The organism is Cedecea neteri, from assembly GCF_000758305.1.
GTDB lineage: Bacteria > Pseudomonadota > Gammaproteobacteria > Enterobacterales > Enterobacteriaceae > Cedecea > Cedecea neteri_C.
In genome coordinates this window covers 906,805-926,404 of record NZ_CP009458.1, presented here as the reverse complement: position 1 = coordinate 926,404, position 19,600 = coordinate 906,805, and the positions used below count along the sequence as shown (strand labels likewise).

Annotated in this window: 16 protein-coding genes and 1 tRNA gene; 7 read left to right on the top strand and 10 right to left on the bottom strand. The window is 57.8% G+C overall.

Annotation, left to right across the window (positions count from 1 at the left end; all coding sequences use genetic code 11):
- Nucleotides 1–233 precede the first annotated feature (233 nt).
- Nucleotides 234–328: transfer RNA gene (locus LH23_RS23905), tRNA-Sec, on the bottom strand.
- A gap of 327 nt (nt 329–655) precedes the next feature.
- Here LH23_RS23905 and LH23_RS04390 point away from each other — a divergent pair.
- Nucleotides 656–877 carry a YgdI/YgdR family lipoprotein gene (locus tag LH23_RS04390; protein ID WP_039288839.1) on the top strand — a complete coding sequence of 74 codons (222 nt, stop codon included), beginning with the start codon at nt 656–658 and terminating at the stop codon, nt 875–877.
- A 48-nt stretch (nt 878–925) separates the two neighbouring features.
- On the opposite strand, the gene fdhE is transcribed toward LH23_RS04390, so the two are convergent.
- The 4 genes from fdhE to fdnG are packed head-to-tail and all read right to left on the bottom strand — an operon-like array spanning nt 926 to nt 6,449.
- A complete protein-coding gene (fdhE, locus tag LH23_RS04385; protein WP_008458723.1) occupies nt 926–1,855 on the bottom strand; it encodes a formate dehydrogenase accessory protein FdhE in 930 nt (309 codons plus the stop codon).
- Nucleotides 1,852–2,487 (bottom strand): formate dehydrogenase cytochrome b556 subunit, encoded by a 636-nt coding sequence (fdoI, locus tag LH23_RS04380; RefSeq protein WP_039288836.1) that lies wholly within the window; start codon nt 2,485–2,487, stop codon nt 1,852–1,854. Before fdoI ends, fdhE begins: the two co-directional genes overlap by 4 nt.
- Nucleotides 2,484–3,386, bottom strand: coding sequence for a formate dehydrogenase subunit beta (gene fdxH / locus LH23_RS04375; RefSeq protein ID WP_008458719.1), 903 nt, complete (start codon nt 3,384–3,386; stop codon nt 2,484–2,486). The genes fdoI and fdxH overlap by 4 nt, the downstream gene beginning before the upstream one ends.
- Before the next feature lie 12 nt (nt 3,387–3,398).
- Nucleotides 3,399–6,449 (bottom strand): formate dehydrogenase-N subunit alpha, encoded by a 3,051-nt coding sequence (gene fdnG / locus LH23_RS04370; RefSeq protein WP_156107008.1) that lies wholly within the window; start codon nt 6,447–6,449, stop codon nt 3,399–3,401.
- A gap of 181 nt (nt 6,450–6,630) precedes the next feature.
- Between fdnG and fdhD the strand changes: the two genes are divergently transcribed.
- The gene (gene fdhD, locus LH23_RS04360; RefSeq protein ID WP_039288825.1) at nt 6,631–7,455 is read left to right on the top strand and encodes a formate dehydrogenase accessory sulfurtransferase FdhD; all 825 of its coding nucleotides are present in this window, start codon (nt 6,631–6,633) and stop codon (nt 7,453–7,455) included.
- A 104-nt stretch (nt 7,456–7,559) separates the two neighbouring features.
- Here the strand turns inward: fdhD and LH23_RS04355 are convergent, their stop codons facing one another.
- The 5 genes from LH23_RS04355 to LH23_RS04335 all read right to left on the bottom strand — a co-directional run bounded on the left by LH23_RS04355 (nt 7,560) and on the right by LH23_RS04335 (nt 14,090).
- Complete coding sequence (locus tag LH23_RS04355; protein WP_039288822.1) at nt 7,560–9,098, bottom strand: aldehyde dehydrogenase family protein; 1,539 nt, start codon at nt 9,096–9,098, stop codon at nt 7,560–7,562.
- Between the two features lie 137 nt (nt 9,099–9,235).
- Nucleotides 9,236–11,071, bottom strand: a complete 1,836-nt coding sequence (gene selB / locus LH23_RS04350) for a selenocysteine-specific translation elongation factor (RefSeq protein WP_039288818.1) — start codon at nt 11,069–11,071, stop codon at nt 9,236–9,238.
- Nucleotides 11,068–12,456, bottom strand: coding sequence for an L-seryl-tRNA(Sec) selenium transferase (gene selA, locus LH23_RS04345; RefSeq protein WP_039288813.1), 1,389 nt, complete (start codon nt 12,454–12,456; stop codon nt 11,068–11,070). Before selA ends, selB begins: the two co-directional genes overlap by 4 nt.
- A gap of 69 nt (nt 12,457–12,525) precedes the next feature.
- Entirely contained in the window at nt 12,526–13,134 is a 609-nt protein-coding gene (locus LH23_RS04340; RefSeq protein WP_039288809.1) for a glutathione S-transferase, read from the bottom strand.
- A gap of 65 nt (nt 13,135–13,199) precedes the next feature.
- Complete coding sequence (locus LH23_RS04335; protein ID WP_039288805.1) at nt 13,200–14,090, bottom strand: LysR family transcriptional regulator; 891 nt, start codon at nt 14,088–14,090, stop codon at nt 13,200–13,202.
- Between the two features lie 100 nt (nt 14,091–14,190).
- Here LH23_RS04335 and LH23_RS04330 point away from each other — a divergent pair, with 100 nt between their 5' ends.
- From LH23_RS04330 to LH23_RS04310, 5 genes are all read left to right on the top strand, one after another.
- The gene (locus LH23_RS04330) at nt 14,191–14,790 is read left to right on the top strand and encodes an NAD(P)H oxidoreductase (RefSeq protein WP_039288800.1); all 600 of its coding nucleotides are present in this window, start codon (nt 14,191–14,193) and stop codon (nt 14,788–14,790) included.
- A 466-nt stretch (nt 14,791–15,256) separates the two neighbouring features.
- On the top strand, nt 15,257–17,176 hold the full coding sequence (locus LH23_RS04325; protein ID WP_039288796.1) for a PTS mannitol transporter subunit IICBA: 1,920 nt from the start codon (nt 15,257–15,259) through the stop codon (nt 17,174–17,176).
- Nucleotides 17,177–17,386: 210 nt separating this feature from the next.
- The gene (gene mtlD / locus LH23_RS04320; RefSeq protein WP_039288791.1) at nt 17,387–18,535 is read left to right on the top strand and encodes a mannitol-1-phosphate 5-dehydrogenase; all 1,149 of its coding nucleotides are present in this window, start codon (nt 17,387–17,389) and stop codon (nt 18,533–18,535) included.
- 45 nt (nt 18,536–18,580) lie between these two features.
- Nucleotides 18,581–19,120, top strand: a complete 540-nt coding sequence (mtlR, locus tag LH23_RS04315) for a mannitol operon repressor MtlR (RefSeq protein ID WP_052050130.1) — start codon at nt 18,581–18,583, stop codon at nt 19,118–19,120.
- A 71-nt stretch (nt 19,121–19,191) separates the two neighbouring features.
- Nucleotides 19,192–19,554, top strand: coding sequence for a YibL family ribosome-associated protein (locus LH23_RS04310; protein ID WP_008458687.1), 363 nt, complete (start codon nt 19,192–19,194; stop codon nt 19,552–19,554).
- Nucleotides 19,555–19,600 lie beyond the last annotated feature (46 nt).

Here is a 19,600-nt window from a genome sequence, read left to right as displayed (position 1 = left end):
TCAAGCAACTTCCATCAATAATGCAACTTACTGAAATAAATAGATGACACGTATACAAATCATCCCATAGTCTTAGTTAGACCGACTTGCCCCCATTATTTGGTATAACCGTCAGCTAGTAATGTCGGCACATTTTTCATGTGTTCTGGCAAATGAATCAGGATTTATACAGACGGGGATGATGATTATTTTATTGTAATTAAAGGAAAATAGAAATAATTTCGAATGATAGATGGCGGAAAGTCACAGGAGTCGAACCTGCCCGGCGCCGCTGGCGGCACCAACTGGAGTTGAAGTCCAGCCGCCTCACCGGAGACGACGACCTTCCGCGCCTGCATTGCTACATGGAGGCGGGGCGTAGTATACCGGGTTTCCTACTGCTACCCAATGGGTCAGTAAGAATATATGCTGCGCCTAAAGTGAAATTATTCACCAAATCAATCTAACGGCCCATAAGCTGCTCGTTCCAGCGGGGTTTGCCGGGCTTCATTCTGCACAACTTGTATCAGAAATCCGCCTGGCAAACATGTGGCGGTAACGATGATTCAGCCAAAAAAGAACCAGGCCGTTTTGATCAGCAGCAATACTCGTTAACAACCGGTTGCATTTCATCCAGCTACAATCCGGCGTCTAAAACAATAACGGGTTGGCAAAAATGAAAAAATTTTTCGGGATGATGCTGGTGAGTGTGGCTGCGCTGTCGGCGGTGGCTTGTTCAAGCAGCTACGTGAGGTCGACGAAAACCGGCGAAATGATCGTGACCAAAGGCAAGCCGGAGCTGGACAAGCAAACCGGGCTGACGCGTTACTACGACGCGCAGGGCGTGGAGCATCAGATCCAAAGCGATCAGGTGGTGCAGATGATTAAGCGTGGCTGATTGCCGGGAAAAATAACCGGCCAGTGAAGGCTGGCCGGTAGGGCAGTTTTATTCCCCTTCGCCAGGGAATAAGAACGGGTTGATGCTGCTGCGGGCGAAGCCTTCCTGCTCCATGCGGGCATCGAGCACCAGCGAGGCCAGGTCGTCGGCGACGGCTTCCACTTTCGGGTCCTTTTCCTGATAAAGAATTTTCAGGTAGGTGCCGCAGTCGCCGCAGCTTTCGGCTTTGATCGCCGCCTGTTCACTGTCCAGCGACCAGTAGTTTAAGTCGCGGGTCTGCTCGCAGTTGCTGCACTTCACGCGCACCACGTGCCATTCGGTTTCGCACAGGTTGCAGTGCAGATAACGCAGGCCGTTGGTGGTGCCGATGTGCACCATGCTGGAAACCGGAATCGAGCCGCAAACCGGGCAGAACTGGCGCTGTTCGCCGTATTCGGCTTTGGCTTTGCCGGGGATAAGTGTCGCCATTTGCGCCCAGTAGAGCGACAGCGCAGCCCAGATAAACGGTGCTTTGTCGCTGCTGACTAACGCGAAGTCGGCGTTGAATAGCGCGGTGGCCATCTCTTCCAGCTCCTGGGATGAAGCCTTTTCAAGATTTTCAATTACCGCTAACGCCGGGCCGTCCATTTCTGGCTTAAGCTCGGCAATCAGCGACTGCAGCAGGCGCTGCCAGTGCGGGTCACGCGGCAGGACGTGAATATCCAGCGGCGGCTTGCCGGTTTTGGCTGCTTCGGCAATCAGGGCGGTTAAATCCATCTCCAGCGGGTGGTCGTACAGCACCACTTCCTGCGCGTGGGCAATCAGCGCGGCAAAGCGCAGATAGTCGCCCAGCGGGTTGCTGGCAGCCAGCTCGCGCAGGCGTTCAGCACGGCGGTTGTAGAGATTTTTGAGCCTGGGGAATAATAACGGCGGAATCACTTCCGCCGTGCGTTTCTCGCTCTTCTCCAGCTGATCTTGCGGGATTATGCGAATACTCATTCAGATGACTTTTCCTGTTTCTGGCGGACTTCGCGGTACCATTTCGGGTGATGTTTCTTCGCCCACGTCGTGGTAACCCAGCCCTCCACCATCGCGGTGATGGTGCCTTTTACCCAAAGGGCGGCGTAAATATGCACCATGATAACCACAATTAACGCTACCGCGGCAAATGAATGCAGCATTAACGCAAATCGAATAACCGGAATAGGGAAGACTGGCGCAAAGTAAGGACGCCAGATAATCACGCCGCTCACCAGCAGCAGCACCAGGAAAATAATCGCCGCCCAGAACACGCATTTCTGGCCGAAGTTATAGCGCCCGGTGTCTCCCACTTCCTCGTTGACGACGATCTTACGAATATTCTTCGCCCAAAAGATATCATCCCGATTGATTAGGTTGTGGTGCCAGTAACGGAAAAACATGATGATAAACGAGGCGAACATCACCACCCCAACGAACGGGTGGAGGATGCGCGCCAGCTGCGGCGTGCCGAGAATGCCCATCAGCCAGTTGAAGGACGGGAAGAAAAAGCCCAGTCCGCTCACCGCCGCCAGCACGAAGCAGAAGGCGGTGATCCAGTGGTTGATGCGCTCCGGCGCGCTGTAGCGCTGAATGGTCGGTTGCTTTTTCATTTACGCACCTCGTCGTCGTCATGGTGCAGATTATCGTCCTCTTCATCGGCACGGTTCGGGCCGACCCCAACGTAGTGGAAGACGCTGGCGGCAAAGGTTGCCGCAAAGCCGATGGCGGCCAGCGGTTTCCAGACGCCTTTCCAGAACTTCACGGTTGGGCTGATGGACGGGTTCTCCGGCAGGCCGTGATACAGCGTCGGCTTGTCCGCATGGTGCAGCACGTACATCACGTGCGTCCCGCCAACGCCTGCCGGATCGTACAAACCTGCGTTGTCGTAACCACGGGTTTTCAGTTCCGCCACGCGCTCGCCGGCGAGGGTCTTCATATCCTCTTTCGAGCCGAAATGAATCGCCCCGGTCGGGCAGGTTTTCACGCATGCAGGCTCCTGGCCCACGGTGACGCGGTCTACGCACAGGGTGCATTTGTAGACGCGGTTGTCCTCCGGGTTCAGGCGCGGCACGTCGAACGGGCAGCCGGCGATGCAATAGCCGCAGCCGATGCACTGTTCTGACTGGAAGTCGACGATGCCGTTGGCATACTGAATAATAGCCCCTTCCGACGGGCACGCCTTCAGGCAGCCCGGATCCGCGCAGTGCATACAGCCGTCTTTGCGGATCAGCCATTCCAGTTTGTCGTTCTGCTCCACTTCCGAGAAGCGCATCACCGTCCAGGATTTGGCGGTCAGGTCCGCCGGGTTGTCATACACCCCGACGTTGTGCCCCACTTCATCACGGATGTCGTTCCACTCCGAGCACGCCACCTGGCAGGCCTTACAGCCGATGCAGGTGGTGACGTCGATAAGCTTGGCGACCTCTTGCTGGTGATCCCGCGCCTGAGGCGCGGGCGTGAAGCCGTTAGTGGCGGAACGACGGATAATGTCCTGAGATTGATAAGCCATAATTCGTCTCCGTTACACCTTTTCCACGTTGACCAGGAACGCCTTAAACTCCGGCGTTTGCGTGTTGGCATCCCCGACAAACGGCGTCAGGGTGTTGGCGATAAAGCCTTTCTTCGCCACGCCTTCGTAACCCCAGTGAATCGGGATCCCGATGGTGTCGACCTTCTGACCGTGAACGTCCAGCGTGCGAATACGCTTGGTCACCACCGCTTTGGCCTTGATATAGCCGCGGTTGGAGGAGACCTTCACCGTGTCGCCGTGGGCGATGCCGAGTTTGTTGGCAAGCTTTTCGCCAATCTCGACAAACTGCTCCGGCTGCGCGATGGCGTTCAGCAGGGCGTGCTTGGTCCAGTAGTGGAAATGCTCCGTCAGACGATAGGTGGTGCCGACATACGGGAACTTGTCGTGCGTGCCCATTGCTTCCAGGTCATCTTTAAACACGCGAGCTGCCGGGTTAGAGACGACGTTCGGGTGCAGCGGGTTGGTACCCAGCGGCGTTTCAAACGGCTCGTAGTGTTCCGGGAACGGCCCTTCTGCCATCTTGTCGAGGGCAAACAGGCGACCCAGCCCTTCCGGCTGCATGATAAACGGCCCGACGCCGCTGTCCGGTGCGGCAGTGCTGTAGTCCGGCACGTCGATGCCGCCCCATTTCGCGCCATCCCAGGAGATCAGGCGGCGTTTTTCATCCCACGGTTTACCCGACGGGTCGGCGGAGGCACGGTTATACAGAATGCGGCGGTTAAGCGGCCACGCCCATGCCCAGCCGAGCGTGTTGCCCAGGCCTGACGGGTCGGCGTTGTCGCGGCGCGCCATCTGGTTGCCGTCTGGCGTCCAGCTCCCGGCGAAGATCCAGCAGCCGCTGGACGTTGTCCCGTCGTCGCGCAGCTGAGCAAAGGAGCTGAGCTGCTGCCCTTTTTTCACCAGCACCGCGCCGGTGGCCGGGTCAATCAGGTCTGCCAGCGCTTTGCCGTTGCTTTCCATGGCCACTTCTTCCGGTGCCGGGTTGTCCGGCGTCAGGTACTGCCAGGTCATGTTCAGCACCTGCTCAGGTACTTTGCCGCCGTCGCGTTCGTACATGTGGCGCAGGCGGGTGAAGATGCCGGAGAGGATTTCGCCGTCGTTCAGCGCTTCCCCTGGCGCATCCGCCCCCTTCCAGTGCCACTGCAGCCAGCGCCCGGAGTTGACGATGGAGCCGTTCTCTTCCGCGAAGCAGGTGGACGGCAGGCGGAACACCTCGGTCTGGATTTGCGACGGATCAACGTCGTTCATCTCGCCGTGGTTCTGCCAGAAGTTGGACGTTTCGGTGTTCAGCGGGTCAATGGTGACCAGGAACTTCAGCTTCGAGAGCGAGGCCACGACCTTGTTCTTGTTAGGGAACGAGGCCACCGGGTTAAAGCCCTGGCACAGATAGCCGTTGACCTTGCCCTGGCTCATCATCTCGAAGTACTGCAGCACGTCGTAGCCTTTGTCCCACTTCGGCAACCAGTCGTAGCCCCAGCTGTTTTCTTTCGTCGCTTTGTCGCCAAAGAAGGCTTTCATCATCGAGACGAAGAATTTCGGGTAGTTGCCCCAGTAGTTCACCTGGCCTTTCAGCAGCGGTTTCGGCGTGTTGGCCGCCAGATAGCTGTCGATATCCACCTGTTTTTCGCTCGGCAGGTTCATGTAACCCGGCAGGCTGGTGGAAAGCAGGCCGAGGTCGGTCAGACCCTGAATGTTGGAGTGGCCGCGCAGGGCGTTGACGCCGCCGCCTGCCATCCCCATGTTGCCGAGCAGCAGCTGGATCATCGCCATGGTGCGGATGTTCTGCGCGCCAATGGAGTGCTGTGTCCAGCCCAGGGCGTACAGGAACGACGCGGTTTTATCCGCCACGCTGGTTTCGGCGATGTACTCGCACACCTTCAGGAAGTCTTCTTTCGGTGTACCGCAGATGCTGGTGACCACGTCCGGCGTGTAGCGGGAAATATGCTCTTTCAGCAAGTTCCACACGCAGCGCGGGTGCTGAAGCGTCAGGTCGCGTTTGGCGAAGCCTTCTTCATCCAGCTCGTAGTTCCAGGTGGTTTTGTCGTACTTGCGGTTTGCCGCGTCGTAGCCGGTGAACAGGCCGTCGTCGAAGCCGAAGTCCTCACGCACAATCAGGTTGGCGTTGGTGTAAGACTCGACGTACTCGCGGTTGAATTTGTTGTTGTTTATCAGGTACAGCAGGACGCCCGACAGGAAAGCAATGTCGGTCCCGGAACGGATAGGCGTGTAGAAATCCGCCACCGAAGCAGTACGTGTAAAGCGAGGATCGATCACAATCAGCTTCGCGCCGTTGTGAATTTTGGCTTCCATCGCCCAGCGGAATCCCACCGGATGCGCTTCTGCCGCGTTCCCACCCATCACCACGATGAGGTTGGCGTTTTTGATATCAACCCAGTGGTTGGTCATCGCACCGCGACCAAATGTTGGAGCAAGACTTGCTACCGTTGGTCCGTGTCAGACACGCGCCTGGTTATCCACGGCAAGCATGCCGAGGGCGCGGGAAAATTTCTGGGTTAAATAGCCGGTTTCGTTGCTGGATGCGGAGGCGCAAAGCATCCCCGTGGAGAGCCAGCGGTTGACCGTGGTGCCCTGTTCGTTCTTTTCGATGAAGTTGGCATCGCGGTCTTCTTTCATCAGCTTCGCGATGCGGTCAAAGGCATCGTCCCAACTGATTGACTGCCATTTATCGGAGCCTGGCGCGCGGTAAGAAGGCGTTTTCAGGCGGCTTTCGGAGTGGATGAAGTCCACCAGACCGGCCCCTTTCGGGCACAGCGCGCCGCGGTTTACCGGGTGGTCCGGGTCACCTTCGATATGGAAAATTGAGGCTTTTGCGTTTTTTGCGCCGTCGCCGAGGCTATACATCAATAGCCCACAGCCCACGGAGCAGTATGTGCAGGTGTTACGGGTTTCACGGGTGCGTAGCAGCTTGTACTGCCGGGTTTCCGCGAGCGCAGCGCCGGGGGCAAAACCCAGTGCTGCTGCCGTGGTGCCTGCCATACCGCCAGCGCAGATCTTAAAGAACTGCCTTCTGCTGACCTGCATGGATCGCTCCTTACATTTCGACATTTCACATTGCTTAGGATTTATTTTTTGCGGGGTTACCCGCAAAGGTTCACAATTGGAACCAGTATAGATTTTGATGGCTTACTTCCCTTCATCCGGAAGGGGTATTAAGTAGAATACCACATTGGTACTGAGGGTGTTCTCGAATGGTTAAAACAAAGTGAACAAATTTCACCACTCTGAAAAAGAAAGCGTGGCGCAGATCGCAGGCGCGAATACCGTTGAGCTGTGGCACCGGGGCAATCTCACCGTAGCCGAAACAGACTGGCTGGCGGAGGAAGTCCCCGTCGCGCTGGTTTACAACGGTATTTCACACGTTGTGATGATGGCTTCCCCCAAAGACCTCGAAGCGTTTGCGCTCGGGTTTTCCCTGTCCGAAGGCATCATTGAAAGCCCCGCGGAAATTTACGGGATGGACGTGTCGCCGTCCTGCAACGGTATTGAAGTCCAGATCGAGCTGTCCAGCCGCCGCTTTATGGGGCTGAAAGAGCGCCGCCGGGCGCTGGCCGGGCGAACCGGCTGCGGCGTTTGCGGTGTCGAGCAGTTAAACGACATTGGCCGCCCGGTGCCGCCGCTGCCTTTTACCCAGACGTTTACCCTGGAAAACCTGGACGAAGCACTGAAAAAAATGCGCGATTACCAGCCCGTCGGCGAGCTAACCGGCTGTACTCATGCGGCGTTATGGCTCGATCCTGAAGGGCAGATCCTGGACGGGCGCGAAGATATAGGCCGCCATGTGGCGCTGGATAAAATGCTCGGTGTTCGCAGCCGTAACCCGTGGCACAACGGCGCAGCGCTGGTGTCGAGCCGTGCGAGCTATGAAATGGTGCAGAAGGCCGCGATGTGCGGCATTGAAATCCTGTTCGCGGTGTCTGCGGCGACCTCATTAGCGGTCGAAGTGGCGCAGCGGACAAATCTCACGCTGGTGGGCTTTAACCGGCCCGGACGGGCGACGGTTTATACGCATCCTGAGCGGCTGTGCTAGATTTTCCCCTCACCCCAGCCCTCTCCCCAAAGGGGCGAGGGGAAAACAACAGGCAGAACAGTACGTAATCTATCCCCTCTCCCTGGCAGGGAGAGGGTCAATCCTCAGAACAGGCCCAGCGGCTTATCGGAATAGCTCACCAGCAGGCACTTCGTCTGCTGATAATGCTCCAGCATCATCTTATGGGTTTCGCGCCCGATCCCGGACTGTTTGTAGCCTCCGAACGCTGCGTGCGCCGGGTACGCGTGGTAACAGTTGGTCCACACTCGCCCGGCCTGAATGCCGCGCCCCATTTTGTACGCCAGGCTGCCGTTGCGGCTCCACACGCCCGCACCCAGGCCGTATTCGGTGTCGTTCGCCAGTTCCAGCGCCTCTTCCACGGTTTTAAACGTGGTGACGGCGAGCACCGGCCCAAAGATCTCTTCCTGGAACACGCGCATGTTGTTTTTACCGAACAGGATGGTCGGCTCAAGGTAGTAGCCCGCCTGCAGGTCGCCGGTCAGCGCTTTTCTGCGCCCGCCGGTGAGCACGTCCGCGCCTTCTTTCTTGCCGATGTCGATGTAGTTGAGGATGGTTTCCATCTGCCCCTGAGACACCTGCGCACCCATCTGGGTGCGGCTGTCCAGCGGGTTACCGCTGCGGATGGCTTCCACCCGGCGAATGGCCCGCTCGATAAAGCGTTCGTAGATAGATTCCTGTACCAGCGCGCGGCTCGGGCAGGTACAGACCTCGCCCTGGTTGAAGGCGAACAGCGCAAAGCCTTCCAGCGCCTTGTCGAAGAAGGCGTCTTCCTCTTCCATTACGTCGGCGAAGAAGATGTTCGGGGATTTGCCGCCCAGCTCCAGCGTGACCGGGATGATGTTCTGAGTGGCGTACTGCATGATCTGCTGCCCAACTTCGGTGGAGCCGGTAAACGCCACTTTTGCGATGCGTTTGGAGGTTGCCAGGTATTCACCTATTTCGCCGCCCGCGCCGTTCACCACGTTAACCACGCCCGGCGGCAGCAGGTCGCCAACCAGTTCCATCAGCAGCAGTACGGAGAGCGGGGTCAGCCGCGCGGGTTTCAGTACGATGCAGTTGCCTGCCGCCAGCGCCGGCGCCATTTTCCAGCTTGCCATCAGCAGCGGGAAGTTCCACGGGATAATCTGCGCCACTACGCCAAGCGGTTCGTGGAAGTGATAGGCCACGGTGTCATTATCCACCTCGCTGATGCCGCCTTCCTGGGCACGAATGCAGGAGGCGAAGTAGCGGAAGTGATCGATAGCCAGCGGTACATCGGCGGCGCTGGTTTCGCGAATCGGTTTGCCGTTGTCCCAGGTTTCCGCCGTCGCCAGCAGCTCAATGTTTTGCTCCATGCGGTCGGCAATTTTTAGCAGGATAGTCGCGCGCTCCTGCACGGACATTTGCCCCCAGCCCTTTTTGGCTGCGTGGGCGGCGTCCAGCGCCAGGTCGATGTCGGCCTTGCCTGAACTGGCGATTTCGCACAGCGGCTGGCCGGTTACCGGGGTGAGGTTTTCATAGTACTGGCCGCCAACCGGGGCAACCCACTGGCCGCCGATGTAGTTGTCGTAACGGGGTTTAAGTTTGAGCGGGAAACCATACTCGCCGGGGATAATACGGGTATCGGGAGGATTGTTTGTCATGGCCGTCTCCTTGTAATGGTTCACTCACAAGGGTAGTCCGGGCTGCCTGTTTATTCGCCATTTCGCGTCGGCTTTACGACACGCTTCACGGATTCCCTGCGGAGAAGAGGGCAGGCCTCTTCCCGCAGAATGGAATATTACGCCGATAAAAATAGCGCCTTATCGCGCAGCAGATGGTCGTTGCCTCGTCGCCGGGTGAAGCCAATTTTGTCGAAATACTCCAGAATCTGAATCGCCAGCTTGCGGCCCACGCCCAGCCTGTCGCGGAAGTCAGCGGCGTTGGTCGCGCCGTGGGTTTGATCCAGCTCGCGGATCAGATCGGCAAACGCCCGCAGGCGATCGTTGCGGTAATAACGATCTTTCAGAATCGCGGTGACCAGCCCTTGCTGAGCGGCGGATCTTAGCAGCTGGCGCATGGCCTGCTCTTCCTCGCCGGTTTCTTTGGCCAGGTCGCGCACCCACCACGGCTCGTCGCCAAAGAGGACGTCGACTTTATCCCACACGGCCTGTTGTGTTGCGGAAAACCCTGGCTCATGCCCCGGCAGATGCAGCCAGCCCTGGCGGCTCATGAGCAGGCCTTCACCACGCATTTTTTCGATGAGTGACAGCACCAGGCCTTCGTCCTCTGCGGGCAACGCCATGCGGCGCAGGCGTTCTCGCCCCGGCCCCGGCTGATCGTCATGCTGTTGGTGGTAGCGAGCCAGCGCATCGAGCAGTTTTTGCTGCCAGATAGCGGCCACGTCCGTGCTTAGCAGCGCGTTGCCTGCCTGCAAATAGCCTGGCTTCGCAAGCAGGGCCTGAAGCCCTTGCGTCGTTAGCTGACGCGCCCAGCCAAATTCGTTGAGCAGCACGGCTCCGCGAGTCAGATATGTTCTCAACGCCTGTTGGTCATCGGTGACTGCTGCCAGCTCACCCAGCCAGCTCAGGAAAGCGGGCTGGCGTTTACCACGACGTGGCGCATGGAGCAGCACGGCACGGGCCCCGGCGAGCGTGGTGCGGGCGCTGATATCGCGCAGCACCAGGCGGTCGTTATCCGCCAGCCACAGCGGCACATCCAGCACCAGCTCAGCTAAATTACCTTCGAGCAGGGAAACACGCCCGGTTACGTGGCGGGCAGAATGGTGAATATGCAGCGGCTGCCACTGCTGGAGCGGCTGCAGGGGTTGCAGCTCGACGATGACGCGCTCAACCGGCTGCAGCGGTTTTTCGCTTAACAGCCAGTCGCCCCGGCTGATATCCGTTTTTTCCGCGTCACCGCTGATATTCAACGCAATGCGCTGCCCGGCCATGGCGCGGGTTACCGGCTGGTTTTGAGCATGGAGGCCGCGCACGCGCATAGGTTTTTCTGTGCCGGTCAGCCAGAGTGAATCACCGATATTAACTTCCCCGCTCAGCGCTGTGCCGGTCACTACCAGTCCTGCGCCCTTGACCGTAAAGGCACGGTCGATGGCAAGGCGGAAGCGATGTGCAGTGGCATGAGGGCGTTCGCCCAGCCCTTTGAGATGCTGCTGTAGCGCTTCAACGCCTTCCCCACTGTTGGCGGCGGTAACAAAAATAGCGGCATCCGCCTTACCCAGCAGCGTGACAACTTCATCGCGGACCTCTGCAATGCGGCTGTCGCTCACCCGGTCGGCTTTGGTCAGCGCGACGGTAATCTTCGGGTTACCTGTCAGCTGTAAAATCGCCAGATGCTCGCGGGTTTGCGCCATCACGCCGTCGTCGCAGGCGATGACCAGCAGGGCATGATCGATGCCGCCGACGCCCGCCAGCATGTTGGCCAGAAACTTTTCATGCCCTGGCACGTCGATAAAGCCGATAACCCGGCCATCCGGCTGCGGCCAGTAGGCGTAGCCGAGGTCGATGGTCATGCCGCGTTTTTTCTCTTCCGGCAGGCGGTCTGCATTTACCCCGGTCAGCGCCTGAAGCAGGGTGGTTTTGCCGTGGTCGACGTGCCCGGCGGTGGCGATAATCACTGGGCGAGTCCCTCCAGCAGTAGTTCTTCGTTTTCCAGGCAGCGTAAATCCAGCCACAGGCGGCCTTCGGCCACGCGGCCAATCACCGGCCTTTCCAGCTCACGCAGAGTTTGCGTCAGCGAGGCAAGCGTTGTGCCACGTCCGTCTTTCGGCGTGAAGGTCAGGGCGGCGCCAGGCAGGCGGTCAACGGGCAAAGAGCCGCTACCGATTTGCGACAGGCATGCCTCAACGCGCACGTCGAACTGCTCGCCAAAGCGCTCTTTAAATGCGGGCAGCAGGCGGCTGGCCTGCTGGTGGATCTCTTCGGCGCTGCGGGTCAGCAGGCGCAGGGTTGGCAGGCGTTCAACCAGCGTTTCCGGGTGTTGGTACAGCCGCAGTGTGGCTTCCAGCGCCGCCAGCGTCATTTTGTCGGCTCGCAGCGCACGCTTCAGCGGGTGGCTCTGAATGCGCTCGATCAGCGCCTTTTTGCCGACGATGATCCCGGCCTGCGGGCCGCCGAGCAGTTTGTCGCCGGAGAAGCTCACCAGGCTCACGCCGTCGGCAATCAGCTGCTGCGGCATCGGCTCAGGCGGCAGGCCCCACTGGCTTAAATCGACCAGCGAGCCGCTGCCCAGGTCGGTGACGACCGGCAGGTTCAGTTCGTTACCCAGCGTAACCAGCTCGACCTCGCTGACGGCTTTGGTGAAGCCTTCAATGTGGTAATTGCTGGTGTGAACCTTCATCAGCAGCGAGGTGTTCTCACCCGCTGCCGCGCGGTAGTCTTTGAGGTGTGTACGGTTGGTGGTGCCGACTTCAACCAGCGTGCAGCCCGCCTGGCGCATGACGTCGGGGATGCGAAACGCACCGCCAATCTCCACCAGTTCGCCGCGCGAAACCACCACTTCGCTGCCGTTGGCACAGGCCGCCAGCATCAGCAGGACCGCCGCAGCATTGTTGTTGACGATGCAGGCATCTTCCGCCCCGGTCAGCTCGCAAAGCAGATCGGCAATGGCGCGATCGCGGTGGCCGCGTCCGGCGTCGTCCAAAGAATATTCCAGCGTGACGGCGGAGCGCATGGCTTCTGTCACTGCCGCAATAGCTTCTTCTGCCTGTAAGGCCCGGCCAAGATTGGTGTGCAGTACCGTGCCGGTCAGGTTGAACACGGGCTGGAGAGCGCTGCGCTGGCTGGCCTCGAGCACGCTACGCGTTTTCTTCGCCCAGTCTTCGCTCCAGTCCGGCAGTGTGTTCGCCGTGCGGATGTGCTCGCGCGCTTCGTTTTGCAGCGTCCTCAGCGTGGCAACCACGCGGGTGTGGCCGAACTCGGCAAGCAGGGCGGTAAAGGCGGCATCGCGCAGCAGGCGGTCGGTCGCCGGAAGATGGCTAAAAAGTGTTTGAGCTGTCGTCATGGCAGGGACTGAATTAAGAAATTTGTGGGCGATATTACAGGGGACAACGTCCCCTGTCCTGGCCGCAGATCATGCCGCGGGCGGTTCGGTACGGGCAAAGCTCTCGCGCTGGAACAGCTGTTCCACCAGCTTAACCAGGTGCGGGCGGTTCACACACCAGCCTGGCGCAACGCGGCGGAAATTGAGATAGCCCACTGCGCAGGCCGCAGAAATACTGGCCAGATTGAGCGGCTCTGCGGCCAGCGTGCCGTCGGCGGCGTATTCTTCCAGCAGGTCGAGGGCGCGGCCAATCTTCTCGCGCTGACGCACCAGGACTTCTTCAGACTGCTGTTCCGCCGGGCGCAGTTTCTCACGCACTGACGTTAACGCCGCATCCAGAATGCCATCGGAAAGCGCCTCAAGCTGGCGCACTTTCAGTGCCGCCTTTGGGTCGTGCGGGATAAGCGCTGGCGCAATGTTCAGCAGCTCAAGGTATTGGGCGATGATCGGCGAATCAAACCAGCGCTCGCCTTCATCGGTGATAAGCGTTGGGACTTTGCCTAGCGGGTTGTACTGCGGGGCCGGGCTGTCGCCAACCCACGGGTTGACGTTAATAAATTCAAAACTGAGGCCTTTTTCAAGCAGGATGACCGAGATCTTTCGCACATAGGGGCTGGTGTAGTTACCGATCAGTTTCATGACATTATCCGTTTTTGCCAACTTGAGGTAAGTATGAAACAGATACCCAACATTGGTGAAAAAGTCTACGCCTGCGGCGCTTTTATGTAATCGACGAAGGCGCGAAGCGCACTGGGCATGTACTGGCGGCCTGGGTAATAGAACTGGAACGGCGGCAGCTCAGGCAGCCAGTCCTCAAGCATCGAAACCAGCCTGCCGCTCGCCAGATGGTCTTCTACCTGCTGCTGATAAAGATAGCCGATGCCTGCGCCGCACAGCACCGCTGCCAGCTCGGAGTCGAGATCGTCCACGATGATGTTGCCGCAGGGCGTCACTTCCAGCTTGCCTTCCGGCCCGTAAAACTCCCAGCAATAGGGGCGGCCGCTGTGAAAGCGGAAGGTAACGCTGCAGTGATTCACCAGCTCGCGTGGGTGCACTGGCGCAGGGTTTTGCGCCAGATACTCCGGTGTGGCGACCACGCAAATCCTCGCTTTTGGGCCGATGGGAACGGCAATCATGTCTTTTTCCACCGTGGTACTGAGGCGTATCCCGGCGTCGTACTCCTGTTTCACGATATCCACCAGCCTGTCGTCGGTGGTCACCTCGACTTTAATGTCGGGATAGCGGGCGGTAAACCCGGCGACCAGCGGCATCAGCACAAGGCGTGAAGCCAGCCGCGAACTGTTAATTCTGAGGGTGCCCATCGGCGTGTCACGAAATGAGTTCACTTCATCGAGAATGGTATTAATTTCGTCGCAGGCCGGGCGCAGGCGCTCGTAGAGGTTGCTGCCAGCCTCGGTTAGCGAAACGCTGCGGGTGGTGCGGTTGAACAGCCGGATTTTCAGACGCTGCTCGAGCTGCTTGATGCCGTGGCTAATTGCCGAAGGAGAAAGCCCCAGCTCGTCTCCGGCGGCGCGAAAGCTTTTGTGCCGCGCCACGGCGATAAAGGTCGCGAAGTCGGTAAAATTCAGCGCCATTAGTGAAAATCCTTCATTAACTCATCTCAAATACTACGTTTTACAGAATTATCCAGCGGTCGTAAAGTGAACGCACATCCCCACTGACTGAGATAACTCCATGAAATCAGAGAATATGTATATTGTTTGGGCGCACCCACGCAGCGAATCGCTAACCGCGCAGGTGGTACAGGAAATTCAGGGCGAGGCGGCGGAGCGCGGCATTAATGTCTCTTCTCTCGATTTGTACCGCAGCGGCTTTAACCCGGCGCTGGGCGTGGAAGACGAGCCGGACTGGAACAACCCGCAGAAGCAGTACTCCCCGGAAGTTCACCGCCTGTTCGGTGAACTGGAAGATAAAGACACAATGGTGATCGTGTTCCCGGTGTGGTGGTACAGCTTCCCGGCGATGCTTAAAGGCTACCTGGATCGCGTGTGGAACAACGGTCTGGGCTACGGGCCAGGCAGTAAGTTAGGCGGGAAGAAAATCCGCTGGGTGGCGTTGGTCGGCGGTTCACAGGCCGGTTTTGTGAAGTACGGTTGGGAAAAAAACATGACCGACTTTATTAGCGGCTCAATGAGCTACCTTGGCATTCAGGATGCAAAAATCGACTTTCTCTATAATACCATCGGCGTGGAAGAGGGGATTGGCGACAGCGACGCCCATTACCAGCAGCTGTTTGCTCAGGCGCGTGGCATTGTCGCGGATTTAGATAACTAACTTTTCATTCCTGCGCGGCATTCAACGCCGCGCTTTCTGCCAGCCGCTTCGCTGTAATTTACTTTCATCCTTTTCTTGCCCGCCGTTTGTTGTCAACGCCCAGATTTTAACTGGATCACATTAGGATTAACCTGCCTAAAAATACTTTGTGATTTAGATCACAAATAAATAACAAAGGCGTCATAATTAAATGTGATGTTTATCACATTAAAAGGTCAATCAGGGTTAAAAATTCCACGGTGTACTTTTTTTACACTGCAATTATGTGATCGATATCACTCAATGTGGATGGGTGATCCCTGAGTATTAGTGATCTAACTCACATAATTAGGCGGTTGCTGGACAGCTTAACGATTCAGTGCCAGATTCGCGTCACTTTACTGCATAAGGCCGGCGACCCTGCCGCTACGTTAACAATAAACCTCGGGCTGCTTTTCAGCGCGGAACACCAACAAGGGGTATGTGTATGTCATCCGATATCAAGATCAAAGTGCAAAGCTTTGGTCGTTTCCTCAGCAATATGGTTATGCCAAATATCGGGGCGTTTATCGCCTGGGGTATTATCACGGCCTTATTTATTCCTACCGGATGGTTGCCAAACGAAACGCTGGCGAAGCTGGTAGGCCCGATGATCACTTACCTGCTGCCGCTGCTGATCGGCTTTACCGGTGGTCGCCTGATTGGCGGTGACCGCGGCGGCGTGGTGGGTGCGATTACTACCATGGGCGTTATCGTCGGTGCAGATATGCCGATGTTCCTCGGCGCAATGATTGCGGGTCCTCTGGGCGGCTGGGCAATCAAGCACTTCGACAAATGGGTCGACGGTAAAATCAAATCCGGCTTTGAAATGCTGGTGAACAACTTCTCTGCCGGTATCATCGGGATGATCCTGGCGATTCTGGCATTCCTCGGCATCGGCCCGGCGGTTGAAGTCCTGTCCAAAGTTCTGGCGGCAGGCGTTAACTTCATGGTTGTGCACGACATGCTGCCGCTGGCGTCTATCTTTGTAGAACCGGCCAAAATCCTGTTCCTGAACAACGCCATCAACCACGGTATCTTCTCGCCGCTGGGTATTCAGCAGTCCCACGAGCTGGGCAAATCCATCTTCTTCCTGATTGAAGCGAACCCGGGTCCGGGTATGGGTGTTCTGCTGGCGTACATGTTCTTTGGGCGCGGTAACGCCAAGCAGTCTGCTGGCGGCGCGGCTATCATCCACTTCCTGGGCGGTATCCACGAAATTTACTTCCCGTACGTGCTGATGAACCCACGTCTGATCCTGGCCGTTATCCTCGGCGGTATGACCGGCGTGTTCACCCTGACCGTGCTGAACGGCGGCCTGGTATCTCCGGCATCCCCTGGTTCCATCCTGGCGGTACTGGCGATGACGCCGAAAGGCGCGTACTTCGCTAACATCGCGGCTATCTGTGCGGCAATGATTGTTTCCTTCGTGGTCTCCGCCATTCTGCTGAAAACCAGCAAAGTGAAAGAAGAAGACGACATCGAAGCTGCGGCTCGCCGTATGCAGGAAATGAAAGCCGAATCCAAAGGTGGCGCAGCGCCGCTGGCGGTAGGTGCTGGCCTGTCTAACGACCTGAGCCACGTGCGTAAAATCATCGTTGCCTGTGACGCAGGTATGGGCTCCAGCGCCATGGGCGCAGGCGTGCTGCGTAAGAAAGTGAACGACGCTGGCCTGAAAAACATCTCCGTGACCAACTGCGCGATCAACAGCCTGCCGGACGACGTTGACCTGGTGATTACCCACCGCGACCTGACCGAGCGTGCGATGCGCCAGGTGCCGCAGGCACAGCACATCTCCCTGACTAACTTCCTCGACAGCAGCCTGTACGCCAACCTGGTTGAGCGCCTGTTGGCTTCTCAGAACCTGAGTCAGAAAGAAGAAAAAGTGATGCACAGCCTGGAAGACAGCTTTGTTTCCAGCGAAGACGCGGTGTTCAAGCTGGGCGCGGGTAACGTGTTCCTCGGCCTGAAAGCCAGCAATAAAGAAGAAGCGATTCGCTTTGCCGGTGAACAGCTGGTGAACGGCGGCTACGTGCAGCCGGAATACGTGGACGCGATGTTTGAGCGTGAAAAACTGACCCCGACTTATCTGGGCGAAGGTATTGCGGTTCCTCATGGCACCGTGGAAGCGAAAGATCGCGTGCTGAAAACCGGCGTGGTTTTCTGCCAGTATCCGGAAGGCGTTCACTTTGGTGAAGAGCCGGAAGACGTGGCTCGCCTGGTTATCGGGATTGCTGCCCGCAATAACGAACACATCCAGGTGATCACCAGCCTGACCAACGCGCTGGATGATGAGTCGGTGATTGAGCGCCTGGCGCACACCACCAGCGTTCAGGAAGTGTTGGATCTGCTGGCCGGTAAGAAATAGGACCCTCACCCCAACCCTCTCCTTGAAAGGGAGAGGGAGTAAACGAGGGGAAGTTCTGGATGTTCCCTCTCCCCTTTGGGAAGAGGCGATATCGAGATGTTGGTCTGTCTATTCCCTCTCCCCTTTGGGGAGAGGGCTAGGGTGAGGGGATTCGCATACAGTATCCTTACCCCAGCCCTCACGGGTGAAATAATCAGGAAGGTTAACGCAATGAAAGCATTACATTTTGGTGCAGGTAATATCGGTCGTGGCTTTATCGGTAAACTGCTGGCGGACGCCGGTCTGCAGCTGACTTTTGCCGACGTAAACCAGGTGGTTCTGGATGCCCTGAACGCGCGTCACAGCTACCAGGTTCACGTAGTGGGCGAGCAGCAGCAGATTGATACCGTCTCCAACGTGAATGCCGTCAGCAGCATTGGCGATGACGTTGTGGCCCTTATCGCTCAGGTTGATCTGATCACCACCGCCGTCGGCCCTGTTGTGCTTGAGCGCATCGCGCCAACGCTTGCCAAAGGCCTGGAGCTGCGCCGCGCGAACGGCAACGAAACGCCGCTGAACATCATCGCCTGTGAAAACATGGTGCGCGGCACCAGCCAGCTGAAAGAGCACGTCAAGAAAGCGCTGTCTGCCGAAGCGTGGGCGTGGGTTGAGCAGCACGTTGGCTTTGTCGATTCTGCGGTTGACCGCATCGTTCCGCCGTCTGAGTCCGCCACCAACGATCCGCTGGAAGTGACCGTTGAGACCTTTAGCGAGTGGATTGTCGATAAAACCCAGTTTAAAGGTGACCTGCCGAACATTCCTGGCATGGAACTTACTGATAATCTTATGGCGTTTGTCGAGCGCAAGCTCTTCACGCTGAATACCGGGCATGCTATAACCGCGTACCTCGGTCAGCTGGCCGGGCACCAGACTATCCGCGATGCCATTCTTGATGAGAAAGTGCGCGCCGTAGTGAAAGGGGCGATGGAAGAGAGCGGCGCGGTGCTGATTAAGCGCTACGGCTTTGAAGCCGACAAACACGCCGCGTATATCAAGAAAATCCTCGGTCGTTTCGAAAACCCGTATCTGAAGGATGACGTGGAACGCGTTGGCCGCCAGCCGCTGCGTAAACTCAGCGCGGGTGACCGCCTGGTTAAGCCGCTGCTGGGGACAATTGAGTACGGTTTGCCTCACGTGAACCTGATTAAAGGGATTGCGGCGGCAATGCACTACCACAGCGAGCAGGACCCGCAGGCGCAGGAGCTGAAACAACTGCTGGCGGAGAAAGGCCCGCAGGCGGCGCTGGCGGAAGTGTCCGGTCTGGATGCGAACAGCGAAGCCGTGACTGAGGCGGTGAAGGCGTATAACGCCATAGCGTAACCCTATGCAGGCGCGGTGGATACCGCGCCTGAAACATGTTTAGTGATGCAGGCAAAAATGGAAGAAACCCAGGCCTTTGAAAACCGCGTGCTTGAGCGACTGAATGCCGGCAAAACCGTAAGAAGCCTGCTGATTGCTGCCGTCGAGCTGTTAACCGAAGCGGTAAATATCCTGGTGCTGCAGGTGTTCCGCAAGGACGACTACGCGGTGAAATATGCGGTTGAGCCCCTGTTGGACGGCGACGGCCCGCTGGGCGACCTTTCGGTACGCCTGAAGCTTATCTACGGACTGGGCGTGTTGAATCGCGCTGAGTACGAAGACTGCGAGCTGCTGATGGCGCTCCGCGAAGAGCTGAACCACGACGGCAACGAGTACAGCTTTACCGATGACGAAATGCTTGGCCCGTTCGGCGAGCTGCACTGCGTGACGGCGCTCCCGCCGACGCCGACCTTCGTTGACGGCAGCGATCCTGAGCTGCAGGCGATGCAGCGTCAGCGCTACATGCAAATTGTTCGCTCCACAATGGTACTTTCCCTGACAGAGCTGATCTCCCGGATCAGCTTAAAAAAAGCCTTCCAGAAATAGCCGCTTTTCGCCCTGTCCCTCAGGATCGTGTATCCTTGCCAGCAAGCCATCTTTATTCACGGTAAGTCAAAATGAAAGAAATCGAAAAAGCAGAAATTAAACGCCTTAGCGACCGTCTGGACGCTATCCGCCACGAAATGCCAGGCCTGCACCTGATCAACGAAGCGGAAAAATATGCCGAGCTGGAAAAAGAGCGGCAGAAGCTGGAAATCGAAATTGCTCGCCTGCAGGCGGTGCGCAACCAGAAGCTGAGCAAAGAAGCGCAGAAGTTGGTGGCGCTGCCGTACAAGCGTGCGATTACCAAAAAAGAGCAGGCTGATATGGGCAAGCTCAAGAAAAGCGTGCGTGGCCTGGTGATTGTCCATCCGATGACCGCTTTGGGTCGTGAGATGGAACTGACCGAGATGACCGGTTTCTCCCGCACGGAATTCTGACCGCGCTCTCTTTTCGGTGAAATAGGCCGATAAAACCCGCCTCATC